Annotated in this window: 3 protein-coding genes; 1 reads left to right on the forward strand and 2 read right to left on the reverse strand. The window is 73.5% G+C overall.

Features of this window, described 5'->3' with window-relative positions:
• Positions 1-37: 37 nt before the first annotated feature.
• Positions 38-9,286: an SDR family NAD(P)-dependent oxidoreductase gene (locus tag ACI7BZ_RS07965; RefSeq protein ID WP_414116619.1), complete on the reverse strand. Its 9,249-nt coding sequence runs from the start codon at positions 9,284-9,286 to the stop codon at positions 38-40.
• 341 nt (positions 9,287-9,627) lie between these two features.
• On the reverse strand, positions 9,628-11,103 hold the full coding sequence (locus ACI7BZ_RS07970; RefSeq protein WP_414116620.1) for a peroxidase family protein: 1,476 nt from the start codon (positions 11,101-11,103) through the stop codon (positions 9,628-9,630).
• A 421-nt stretch (positions 11,104-11,524) separates the two neighbouring features.
• Between ACI7BZ_RS07970 and ACI7BZ_RS07975 the strand changes: the two genes are divergently transcribed.
• Complete coding sequence (locus ACI7BZ_RS07975) at positions 11,525-12,661, forward strand: helix-turn-helix transcriptional regulator (protein ID WP_414116621.1); 1,137 nt, start codon at positions 11,525-11,527, stop codon at positions 12,659-12,661.
• The last annotated feature ends 258 nt before the right edge of the window (positions 12,662-12,919 follow it).

Consider the following 12,919-nt stretch of genomic DNA (forward strand, 5'->3'; position numbering starts at 1 on the left):
GGCGGCGCGCCCGGCGCCGCGCGGCTCGCGCCTCCGCTCATGGTGCCTGCTCCTGGTCCATGTCCACCACGGCCTCGCAGCCGTCGCCGGCGAGGCCCATGCGGTCGAGCACGTCGTCGAGCACGTCGCGGGCCTCCTGCGGGGTCAAGGCGGAAAGGTCGTAGCCCATGCGGTAGGCAAGGCCCCCCGCGCTCTGCAGCGAGCGCAGGTCGATCTCGAACACCGCGTGCCGCATCAGCCGGGCCGAGCCGAAGGGCGAGACCTTCACCAGGCCGAGGTCCAGCACCTCGGCCTTGCCCTGGCGCTGCAGCGCCGAGGTGGTGGCGCCGCGGGTGAAGCGGTCGGGCGCCTGCATGCCGGTCTGGTACAAGGCGAGGTAGGAGCCGGCGGCGACCACCGCGTCATGCACCGGCCCGTCGGCGAAGGCATATTCGAACGGCACATGGGCCATGGCGCGGTTGAGCTGGTCGGACAGGCCGGCGGCCGCCACATCGAGACTGCCCGCGGCCGGGGCGCGCAGCAGCGCCGATCCCGCCACCCAGCCGATGAAATCGGTGAGCCGCCGGTCGGTGCGCATGGCGGCGGGCACGTTCAGCATCACCTCGTCCACGCCGCCGCGGGCGCCCAGCGTCTGGGCATAGGCGGCCATCAGCAGCGCGGTCTCGGTGGTGCCGGCGGCCCGGGCGCGGGCCTTCAGCCGCTCCTGCCCGGCGGGGCTGGTGAAGGCGTAGAGCTCGCCCGCCGGGGCGCCCTGGGTGAGGTCCAGGTTGGGCGCGCGCCCCTTCGCCCGCCGGCCGAAATGCGGCAGGGGCGGCGGGCTGTCGCCGTAGAGGGCGCGCAGATAGGCGTCGCGCGCCGCCATGGCGGCGGGGTCGGTGGCGCGCTCGAAGTCGCGCACATAGGTGGCCACGTCCATCTGCGCCGGCGGCAGGGCGATGCCGAGGAAGGCCTGGAACAGCTCTTCCACGAACACCCCCAGCGACCAGCCGTCGAACACGGTGTGGTGTCCGTGGGCCACCGCCACGTCGCCCGCGGCGCCGCAGCGCAGCACGGTGAAGCGGTAGGGCGGGCTGGTGAAGGGGTCCATCTCCTCGTCCATCAGGGCGGCGACGCGGGCGTCCACCGCCGCGGCGTCGGCGCCGGGCATGTCCTCCACCGCCAGCTGCGGCTCGCCCGGCGGCACGATGAAGGCGCGCGGCCGGCCGTCGTCGCCGACGACGAAGCGGGTGCGCAGGGACTCCTGGCGCTCCTCCACCAGCCGCAGGGCGCGGCGCAGGCGCTCGATGTCCATGCGCGGCGCCACGCGGAAGGCGCGGCCGATGGTCCAGAAGGCGCGGCAGTCGTGGCCGGTCTGCGGCCTCAGGAACGAGCTGAGCAGCAGCCCCTGCTTGAGGGAGAGCGGCACCTCCCGTTCCCCGCCGGCGCGCGCCGCCATGGGCCCGGGTGCGGCAGCGGACCATGCGGTGGTGGCGAGGGGGCCGTGGCGCGGCGCCGCCTGCGGCGGATGCCAGCGCCCGGCGCCTTCGCGCGCCGCCGGCGCCCCCAGCAGATCGGCCAGGGTGGCGGCGAAGGCGTCGGTGAGCTGGCGGCCCTCGGCCTCGCCGAAGGCGGCGGTGTCGAGGGCGAGCCGCAGGCGGATGCCGTCGCCGTCCGCCGCCATGTCCCAGCGCATTTCGTTGAACGGATCGGCCAGCGTGTCGAGGGGGTCGCCCAGGTCGAGGGCGGCAAGGCGGGCGAGGGTGCCGGCATCCAGGAAGGAAAAGCCGGTCTGGCGCAGGGCCGCGCCCGCCGCGGTCAGGTGCGCGGTGAACAGGGATTCAAGGGCGGCGGTGTCCAGCGCCTGGTGGTCGCGGGCCATGGCCAGGCGCGCCCGCGCCCGCCGCACCAGCCGGTCGGCGGGGTCGCCCAGCCGGTCGAGCAGCAGCGGCACGCCCGCGCCCGCCGGCCCGAGGAGGCCGGCCGGGGCGTGCCGGCGCGCCGGATCGTGACATTCCAGTACCACCGCTTCACCCGTGCCGAGGGTGCGGGCCAGGGTGCGGGCCAGGGCGGCGGCCAGCAGCGCCTCCTGCTCGGCTCCGTCGAGGCCGGCGAAGCCCGCCGCGGCGATGCGCGCCGCAAGGTGCCCCACCGGCCCGCGATTGAGGCCGAAGCCGGCGGGGGCCGGCGCCAGCGAGCGGGCGGCGGCGGGAAGGGCGGGCGGCACGGCGCGCAGCGTCTCCTTCCAGAAGGCGAGGTGCTCCACCTGCCGCCCGGCGTGCGCCGCGGCGCCATCCGCCGGCCGCGCGGCGGCGGCGAAGGCACAGAAGGGCGCGCCGGGGGCCGGGGGCTGCTCCACCGCCGCCAGCAGGCCGGCGAGGGCGAGGTGGGGGGAGAGGGCATCCGCCGCCGCCCGGTGCGCCCGGGCGTGCAGGGTCTGGCCGCCGTCCGCCGTCCGCACCACGCCGAAGCGCCACAGCGGCCCGGGCAAGGCGATGGGGGCGAGGGATGCGCCGTCGGCGATCCATTCCAGGTCCGGCGCCACGCCAACGGCGATGGTGCCGTCGGCCGCAGCGGTGAGGCACAGGGCGTCCTGCGCGCCGGCAAGGGCGGCGAGCGCCCGCGCCAGGGCCTCGAAGGGCAGGTCGCCATCGCAGGGCCTGGCCGCGGCCACCTCCAGGGCGCCCCGCGCCACCGCCGAGGTCATGGGCCGCCCGGCCAGCGCCAGCATGGCCTCCTGCCGCACCAGCGGCCGGAAGACGTCGACGCCGGCCGCGGCGGTGCCGCCGGCCACGCCCGCCGCCGCTGCGGCGCTGGCGGCGCGGGCCTTCTGCGCCGTCTCGAAGGTCGCGGCCACCACGCCCGACAGGCCGGTGATGGTGGGCGTCTGCAGGAATTTGGCCACCGGGATGTTCACATCCACATGGGCCTCGATGCGGTTCTTCAGCTCGAAGGAGGAGAGGGAATCCAGCCCCAGCTCGGAGAGGCGCCGGTCGGCCGGGATCTCGGCTGCCGCCACCTTCAGCACCTTGGCCACCTCGGTGCGGATCAGCTCCGCCAGCATGGTGTCCCATGCCTCCCGCGGCGCCGCCAGCAGCTCTGCCTGGATGCGCGAGCGGCCGCCGGAGCGCTGGGCCAGCAGCGGCTTCACCCGGGCGCTGGCGGCGGTGCGCGCCAGGGCCCGGCCGATGGCCGCCCAGTCGGCGCGGGCGAAGGCCAGGTTCTCCGCCTCGGCCCGCAGCAGGGTGCCGAGGGCGGCGGCCACCTCGGTGTCCGGCATGGGCTTCATGCCGATGCTTTCCAGATAATTGCCCAGCGCCTCCGAGCGGGCGACGAAGCCGGCGCCGCCGATGGAGCCCCACGCCGCCGCCGAGCCCGCCAGCCCCCGGCTGCGCCGGTAGGAGGCCAGCGCGTTGAGGAAGGAATTGGCGGCGGTGTAATTGGCCTGCCCGGGGCTGCCCAGCACCTGGGCGAAGGAGGAGAAGCCCACGAAGAAATCCAGCGCCGCCTTGTGCCGCGTCACCGCGCCATGCAGGTTCCAGCCGCCGCCGGCCTTGGGCCGCACCACGCGGGCGATCTGCGCCGCGTCGAGCTGGGCGAGGAAGCCGTCCTCGATCACCGCCGCCCCGTGCACGATGCCCTTCAGCGGCTTGTCCGAATGGGCGTGGGCCTCGATCACCGCGTCCACCGCGTCGGGGTCGGTCACGTCCAGGGCCAGGGGCACCACCTGCGTGCCGCGGGCGATGATGGCGGCGATCACCGGCTCGGCGTCCGCATCCGGCGTGCCGTGGCGGCCGGCGAGCAGCAGCCGGCCGGCGCCCTGCCGGCTGAGGAAATCCGCCACGCTCACGCCGAAGCCGCGCAGCCCGCCGGTGACGAGATAGCTCGCCGCGCCGGACAACTGCATGGGCTGGCCAAGGTCGATCTCCACCTCCACCGCCGGCTCGTCGAAGGTGAGCACCACCTTGCCGATATGCTGCGCCTTGGCGAACAGGCGCAGGGCCTGCGCCGCCTGGGACACCGGGAAGCGGGTGGCGACGAGGGGCCGGTAGCGGCCTTGCGCCACCTCCTGTTCCACCGCGGCCAGGAGGGCGCGCAGCTTGGCCGGGCGCTCGTCGGCGATGGTGGAGAGGTCGATGACCGCATAGGAATTGTTGCAATAGAGGGACTTCAGCCCGATCGGCTTGTCCTGGGCCAGGTCGCGCTTGCCGATCTCCACGAAGCGGCCGAACGGTCCGAGGCATTCCAGCCCCTTGTCGATGCCGGCGCCGGACAGGGCATTCAGCACCACGTCCACGCCGCGCCCGCCGGTGGCGGCGCGCACCTGCTCGGCGAATTCGAGGCTGCGCGAGTTCATCACATGGGTGATGCCGAGGCCGCGCAGGTGGGCGCGCTTGGCGTCCGAGCCGGCCGAGGCGAGGATGCCGGCGCCGACCGCGCGCGCCACCTGGATGGCGGCCAGCCCCACGCCGCCGGTGGCCAGGTGCACGAGCACCTGCTCGTCGGCGGCGAGCCGGCCCACCTCCAGCAGCGCGTAATGGGCGGTCATGAAGGCGGCGGGGAGGGTGGCGGCGTCGCGCAGGTCCACCCCCTGCGGCACCCGCATGAGGAAGCGGGCGTCGGCGGCGGCGAAGCGGCGCAGGAAGCCCTTGCCCATGCCCATCACCCGGTCGCCGGGGGCATAGCCTTCCACGCCCTCGCCCACGCTCAGCACCGTGCCGGCGAATTCGAGGCCGAGGTTGCGCCACCAGGCGCCCGCGCCGTCGGTCTCGTCCGGCAGGATGCCGGTGATGGCCATGATGTCGCGGAAATTGAGGCCCACCGCCGCCACTTCCACCGCCACCTCGCCGGCCCTGGGCTGCGGCATGGGGCATTCGCGCAGCACCACATGGTCGATGAGGCCGGGGCTGGTCATGGTGACCGAGAAATTGCCGCCGTCCGCCTCCTTGCGGATGGTGCGCCGGCGCGGCGCGAGGGCCGAAAGGGCGCCCTGGCGCAGCCGCGGCACGTGCCGCTGGTCCCCGCGCAGGAGCATCTCGGCCTCCTCGCCGCCTTCCAGCACGGCGCGGGCGAGGGCGCCCGCCTCGGCGAGGGCCGCTGTGTCGGCATCCAGGTGGCGCACGGCGAATTCCGGGCATTCGTTGGCGATGGTGCGGGCGACGCCGAGCAAAGCGGAATCCGCCAGTCCCTCCGCCGTCATGGCGCCGTCGCCGGCCAGCCGCCGCCCGGCGCGGCCGATGACCACCAGGGCCGGGCGCACCGGCGCCGCGCGCTGGCGGTCCAGCACCTGGCCGAGGGTGACGAGGCCGCGGGCGCCGGCCTCCAGCGCATCCAGCAGGACGGCGGTGGAAAGCGCTTCCGGCGCACCGAGGCCGGTGGCGAGGGTGGCGGCATAGATAATGCCGGCGAGCCCCTCCGGCGCGGCGAGGCGGTCCTCCACCAGCGCGGCGGCGGCATCGAGGTCCATGGCCACGAAGGGCTCCGCCGCGACGCACGCCACGCTGGCGCCGGCCGCCGCCAGCGCCGCGGCGAGGGGTGCGGCAGGCGCCGCATCGCCGCCGATGAGCAGCCAGCGGCCGAGCCGCAGCGGGGTGTCGGTGTCGGCCGCCGCGGGCTCGAAGGTCTCCTCGATGACCACGGGCGCGCCGTCGCCGCCGCCGCCCGAGCGCAGCGCGCCGAGGGTCTTCACCGCAAGGTTCTCCACCGCCAGAAGCGGCGTGCCGTCGGGCGCATAGACCCGGTAGATGCCGGTGGCGTCCTTCGGATCGACGAAGAATTCGCAGATCACTTCCGGCGGCAGCGGGCCCGCCACCATCACCTTGCGGATGCCCACCGGCAGCATCAGGCGATAGCGGCCGGCGACGCTCTCCTCGTCCGGCAGGGGGGCGCCGGGAATCCACAGGCCGGATTCCGCATCGTCCACGATGAGGCCCGCCTGCAGCACGGAATCGAACAGGCCGGGGAAGGCGATGAAGCCGTCGCGCCGCGCCGCCTCGGCGCTGTTGAGGCGCGCCACCGCATGGCGCGGCCCGGCCAGCCACAGGGCCTCCACCGCCTGGAAGGAGGGGCCGTAATCCAGCCCGTGGCGGGCGGCGAGGCGGTAGAAGTCGTCCCGGCCGATGGCCGGCGGGCGCTCCAGCAGCGCGCGGTCGAAGCGGGCGGCGGGCAGGGTGAAGGCGTGCTGCCAGCCATAGGCCTCCACCCGCAGCCGCCAGTCCTCCTCGGTGTCGCGCTTCATGGAGGAGATGCGCAGGCGGCTGGTGACGGGATCGTAGGAGGTGCGCAGCAGCACCACGTCGTCGGCGCCGATGGACAGGGCATCGAGGATGCGGAAGTCGCGCAGCTCCACGGGGGCGGCGCCGTAAAGCTCGCGCAGGGCCGCCGCCATCATCTCCACATAGCCCACGGTGGGGAACAGGCAGTCGCCGCCGGGGCGGTGGTCGGCGAGGTATTTCAGGCTTTTGAGGGTGATCTCATTGGTCCAGGCCGGCTCCGGCCCCACCTCGCGCCAGCCGAGCAGGGGGTGGCGGTCGGCATCGAACAGGAATTGCCGCGCCTCCAGCGGCAGCTGCACCAGCCGTTCGCCGGCCCAGGGGCGCTGCGGCAGGGCCAGATGCTCGCAGGCGGGCTCGCAGCCGTCGCCCTCGCTCCAGTCGAAGGCGACGCCGCTCACATAGAGCTTGGCCATGGCGCGGGCCATCACCAGCCGGTCGTCGCCCTGCCGCTCCAGGGAGGCGACGGCCACCACCGGCGCATTGCGGTCCTGCGCGATGCCGTGGACCAGGGGGGTGACGGTGCGGTGGGGGCCCAGCTCCAGGAAGGCGTCCATGCCGAGGTCGAGGCAGAAGTCGATGGCCTTCTTGTAGCTCACCGGCCGGCGCAGGTTCTGCCACCAGTATTCGGCGTCGAACCGCGTCTCCAGCACGCCGGTGACGGTGGAGACGATGGGCAGGGACGGGGGCTTCCAGGCCACCGCGCCGAGGCCCTCGCGGAACGCCTTCTCGCAATCGTCGAGGTGGGGCGAGTGCCAGCCGAAATCCATGGTCAGGCGGCGCGCGGTCACGTCCGGGTAGAGCCGGCGCACCTGCGCCAGCACCGCTTCCACCGCCGGCTCCATGCCGGAGATGGTCTGCGCGGTGGGGCCGTTGAAGGCGGCCACCACCACGCTGTCGTCGCCGGGCAGCAGGGGGGCGAGCTGGTCCATGGTGATGCCCAGCGTGGCCATGGCCCCGCGGCGGGTGCTGCCGCGGGGGATCAGGCCGCGATGGTGGATGATCCGCGCGCAGGTCTCAAGGTCGATGCAGCCGGCGATGTGGGTGGCGGCCACCTCGCCGAAGCTGTGGCCCACCAGCAGCTCCGGCGCCAGCCCGCGGGCGCGCCACATGCGGTAGAGCCCCACCTGGCAGGTGAAGATGGCGGCCTGGGTCACGTCCGCGTCGTTGATGCGGCTTGCCGCCTCATCGCGGGTGATCTCCGCCAGCACCGACCAGCCGGCGAGGGGCTTCAGAATGGCGTCGAAGGTTTCCACGAAGCCGCGATAGGTGGCATCCTCGGCCAGCAGCTTGCGGCCCATGGCCCACCATTGGCCGCCCTGGCCGGAGAAGGTGAAGGCCAGCCGCCGGGGCCGGGCGCGGCCGGTGATGATGAAGGGCGCCAGCGCCTCGTCCGGCGGGGCATCGGCGCCGAGGGCGAGGGTGCGCAGCTTCAGCGCCACGTCGCCGCCGGCGGGATCGGCGAGGATGGCGGCGCGCTCGGGGAGGTGGTCGCGGCGCGTCTTCAGGGTGGCGGCGAGGGTGTCGCAGGCCACGCCGGCCAGCGGTCCGCCCGCATCCACCGCGTCGGCCAGCTCCTCCGCCCACAAGGCGAGGCCGGCCTTGCCGTTGGCCGACAGGGGAATGAACACCGGGCTCTCCACCGGCACGGCGCGGGCCCGGGCGGGCACGCGGCCGGCGGTCCGCCCGCCGCCCCGGCTTTCCACCGCCACGCTGGCATTGGTGCCGCCGAAGCCGAAGGAATTGACCACCGCGAGGCGAACCCCGTCCTCGGCGTCGTAGGGCACCGGCTCCACCGGCACGCAGATGCCCAGCGCATCGAACGGGATATGCGGGTTGGGCCGCTCGAAATTGAGGTTCGGCGGCACGATGCCGTGATGGGTCGAAAGCACGATCTTGATCAGCCCGGCGATGCCGGAGGCGGATTCCAGATGGCCGAGATTGGGCTTGAACGAGCCCACCCGCACCGGCCCGTCCACCCGGTGTGCGCCGAACACCCGGCCGATGGCGCTGGCCTCGATGGGGTCGCCTACCGGGGTGCCGGTGCCGTGCGCCTCCACGAAGCCCACGTCCTGCGGGTCGATGCCGGTGCGCGCCACCAGGCTTTCCAGCATGGCCGTCTGGGCCGCGTCGCTGGGGGCGGTGAGGGTGGGGGTGCGCCCGTCCTGGTTCACGGCGGAGCCGCGGATGACGCCATAGATGCGGTCGCCGTCGGCCACGGCGCGGGCCAGCGGCTTCAGCAGCACGAGGCCGCAGCCCTCGCCGCGCACGAAGCCGTCGGCCCGGGCGTCGAAGCTGTAGATGGCGCCGGTGGCCGACAGCATGTTGGCGCTGGAGAAGGCGATGAACGGCCCGGGGTCGAGCATCATGTTGACGCCGCCGGCCAGCGCCACGTCGCAGGTGCCCATGGCCAGGTGGCGCATGGCCTGGTCCACCGCCACCAGGGCCGAGGAGCAGGCGGTGTCCAGCGCCATGCTCGGCCCGGTGAGGTCGAGCCGGTGCGAGATGCGGTTGGCGGCGATGGAATAGGCCGAGCCGGTGCCGGCGAAGATGTCCGTGGCCACCCGCCGGTAGCGCTGGCTGTAGCTGAAATCCGAGGTGGAGATGCCGACGAACACGCCGGCCCGGCCCTTCTGGAGGGTCCGCAGCGCAATGCCGGAATCCTCGATGGCCTCGTAGGCCACCAGCAGCAGCAGGCGTTGCTGGGGGTCCATGGACATGACCTCCCGCGGGGCCATGTCGAAAAAGGCGGGATCGAAGTGGAACACGTCGCCGGACAGAAATCCGCCCCATTTGGAATAGGAGCGCCCGGCGCTTTCCGGGTCGGGATCATAGTAGTTGCGCAGGTTCCAGCGGTCGGCGGGGATTTCCCGGATGCCGCACCTCTTGCCGGTCAGGAACGACCAGTAGCCGGCGGCGCTGGCGATGCCGCCGGGAAACCGGCAGCCGATGCCCACCACCGCGACGGCGGAAGGCTCGATCGTGTGATCGGCGATGGTTGCGCGCACTTCGCCGTCGAGCAGATCCACGCTATCCACGGAAGCGCCCCCTTCCAGATGAATGCCGCAGCGCAAACTATGCGTGGATTTCCGATCATGTCATCAAATTTCTTTGCGTTACGTCAGATGTAGAAGTAATTGCCGGCAATATGTGCATGTATAGGTAAGTCAGTACGGAATTATTTGCTTAGCTTTAACTTAGCCATTGCGACTTTCGTTTCTGTCATGCCGTTGCGCACCCGGGTGCCGCCGGCGCGTTCGTGCCGGCCGGCGTGGGCAAGGGCATGCGCGCCCGCCCGCGCGCCGCCACGGGTGGGGTGGCTGCGCGCGGGTGCGGGGACAAGGCCGGAGAAAGGCGGGAACGGCCGGCCGGGGCCGGGTCAGCCGGCGTCCTGTTCTGCGGCGAGCAGCACCAGGTCGCTCAGCGAGAAGCGCTCGAAATCGGGCAGGGCGCCGGGGGCGAGGATGGAGGCCTGCGAATGGAAGGCGAGGTTCCACAGCGCCTCGGCCACAATGCGGCTGCCCACCGGCCCCAGATGGGCGCCGGCCGGCCCGTCCGGGTCGCCGGCTTCGGCGAGGATGTAGAACCACAGGGGCGTCGCCTCGCAGAAGGGCAGCGCCGCCACCCGCTGCTCCTCCGGCAAGGCGGCCAGCAGGGTGTCGTCCCGCAGCGGCCGCAGTCCGAGGTGGCGGGCCACCGCCTGGCCCGTGGGCAGCCCCAGGCGATACCCGTTCAGCAGGTGGCGCGCGGCGGTGGCCTCCACCGTCTGCGGCGCGCCGGCAAGGCGGGTATCCAGGCGCCGCGCGCGCTGCGGCGCCGTCGCCTGCAGCGGCAGGAAGCCTTCCCAGGCGATCACCATGTGTTCCGGCAGGCTGTCCGGCCCGCGGCCGGCAGCGCCGAGCACGGCGCGGGTGGCGAGGGCGCCGCGCTCCAGGTCGCGGCAATGGCAATTGTAGTCGTAGCTGGCCCGCGCCATGGACGGGGCGAGCACGAACGCCGCAGCGAAGAATTCCACCGGCATGGCCAGCTCGCCGGGCCGGGCCACCCGCCACAGGCGCGGCCCCTCGCACATCACTTCCTGGAATACCTCCGGCGCGCACAGCCGCGGCAGCAGGTCGAACAGCACCATCCAGTGATGGCGCAGCCGCAGGGCGTGGCGTGCCGCCTCGAACGACAGGCCGGAGGCGACGAGGGCGTTGTGGGCCTTCAGATAGGCCACGTGCAGTTGGCCCAGCACCAGCATGTCGTCATTGCGGGTGTCGCCCATGCGGGCGGTGCGGTCGCGGGCGGGGTCGCGGCTGCGGGGGTGGCGGGGCAGATCGTTGCCCGCGCCCTTGCCGGGGGGCCGGGCCGGCGCGCCGGCGCCGCCCGGTGCCAGCCCGCCCAGCAGCATGCGCCGCACCGCGCCCGGATCGCGCGGGGCGTCATAGATGCTGTCGAGGTCGAGGCCGCCCGAGCGCCGGTTCAGCAGGCCGCAGAGGGAGGCAAGCGGGGCGAAGGCGGCGCCGCCCGGCGCGCCGTCCTCAGGGGGGCGGCGTTGCCACACGAGATCGTTGCGCACGAATTCGAGGAGGTAGGTGTAGGCCGCCGGCAGGTCGCTGTCGCCCGCGCAGCGGGTGCGCGGCGGCGCCGGGGCGGCGGGGTCCACCATGGCGGCGGCGAGGCGCAGCAGGTCGCGGCCCAGATGCGCGCCGCCCGGCAGCCGGTGGGGCTCCGCGGCCAGCGCCGGAAACATCCGGCAGAAGCCATGGTCGCTCGGCCGGGCGCCGGCCTCCAGGGCAAGGGAGCGGACGCGCTCGCCGATCGCATCCCGAACGGACGGCCGCGCATCCTCACCCGCCGTGCACATCACCATCGACCTTTCCACGCGCATTCCTTCGTCACTCTCCTCGCGCCGGACACCCGGCCGGCGGGGGCCGGCGAGGGCCGATGCCGGTCCGCGACCCGTGTGCCGGGGCGGGATCACCCCGCGCCCTTCACCGATAGGGCAGCACGGCGCCGCATGGGGCAGCATCCTGCGAATGGGGGATGACCCCTGCTTCCGGCGTCTTGCAGGCTGGGGTGGTTGTGCAATGCTGCAGGCAGGGTCCGGCCCTGCCGTTCCGGCATTGCGTGGCGTGGTGCGGCCGCGCGTTTCCGAGCCCCTGAGGGGTGGAGGCGCGGCCTGCCACGGCGCCGTCCGGTTCTCGCGGGGATGAGCCACGGCGGTCCATCGGATCATGCGTCAGGCCGTGCCGGTCCATCCGGCTGCCACGGCGCGCGGAAATGGGACGAACATGGGCGAAATCGATCATTATTCCCGCCTCATCGGCGACGTGTACGAGCTGAGCGGCGATCCGCAGCAGTGGGGCATCCTCCTGGAAGGCGTCACGCGCTTCATCGACGGGCGGGTGGGCCAGCTCGCGGTCTTCAGCCTGAAGCAGCAGCGCAAGCCCACCTGGCGGGTGTGGGGGCACGACCCGCAGGCCTACAAGACCTTCCTCTACCGCCACGCCACCGAAGACCCCCGCCTCTCCTACATCCTGTCCAATCCCGGCCGCGTCATCTGCGGCGAGGACGGGGTGGACCCCGACCAGTTCCGCGCCTCCGCTTTGTTCCGGGAGGTGGTGGAGCCCATGGACCTGGAGCATTCCCTGGTCTCCTATTTCGCCCAGGAGGCGGACGTGATGGCCACCGTCTGCGCCATGCGCGGGCGCGCCCAGGGGCCGTTCGGCGCCGGCGAGAAGCACAAGCTGGGCCTGGTGGTGCCGCACCTGCGCCGGGCGTTCGAGCTCTATGCGCTGCTGGACGAGGCCAAGGCCAAGGTGGGCGACATCGCCGCCGCCCTCGACATCGTGGATGCGGGCATCTTCCTGGTGGATGCGGAGATGCGCGTGGCCCATGTCAACCGGGCGGGCGACGCCATGATGAAGGAAGGCGACGTGCTTCTGCGCGCCGGCAAGCTCGCCTTCCGCGACGATCGCTCCTCGCGCCAGGTGGCCGGCGCGGTGGCGCTGGCGCTGGCCGCCGCCCGCGGCGAGGCGGAGCTGCCCCATGCCGAGCACATGGAGGTGCCGCGTCCGCAATCCGACGAAGGCTCGTTCCGCGTCTCCCTGCACCCCCTGCCGGCGGCCACGGGCGCCGCGCGCCTCGCCACCCGCTCGCAGATCGCCGTGGTGGTGCGCGCGCCGGGCCGCTCGGGGGCCGATGTGGCGCGGCGGCTGCAGACCACCTTCCGCCTCACCCCTTCCGAGGCGGCGCTGGCGGCGGCGCTGGCCGTGGGCGCCTCGCTCGCCGATTTCGCCCAGCAGCGCAATGTGGCGCTGTCAACAGCCCGTAGCCAGTTGAAGGCACTCTACGAGAAGACCGGCACCGGCCGGCAGGGTGAGCTGGTGGCCCGCCTGCGCGAAAGCCTCGATCTCACCCTCGTCTGAGGGGCCGTTCGCCGCCGCCGGCACGCCGGCCCCGTGCGCACGGGGCCGCGGACGGGCATGGCCGTTTGGGGCTGGCGCCATGCGGGCGCAGCCCGCGAACAAAAGCAGACGGGCGCAGCCCGCGAACAAAAGCAGACGGGCGCAGCCCGCGAACAAAAGCAGACGGGCGCAGCCCGCGAACAAAAGCAGACGGGCGCAGCCCGCGAACAAAAGCAGACGGGCGCAGCCCGCGAGCGAATACGGACGGGCGCAGCCCGC

This window comes from Xanthobacter sp. AM11 (genome assembly GCF_047444035.1).
Classification (GTDB): domain Bacteria; phylum Pseudomonadota; class Alphaproteobacteria; order Rhizobiales; family Xanthobacteraceae; genus Xanthobacter.

Excerpts from the sequence above, each read along its gene's own strand:
- ACI7BZ_RS07975 (WP_414116621.1), top strand. The coding sequence starts at position 11,525 with ATGGGCGAAATCGATCATTATTCCCGCCTCATCGGCGACGTGTACGAG.
- ACI7BZ_RS07970 (WP_414116620.1), bottom strand. The coding sequence starts at position 11,103 with ATGGTGATGTGCACGGCGGGTGAGGATGCGCGGCCGTCCGTTCGGGAT.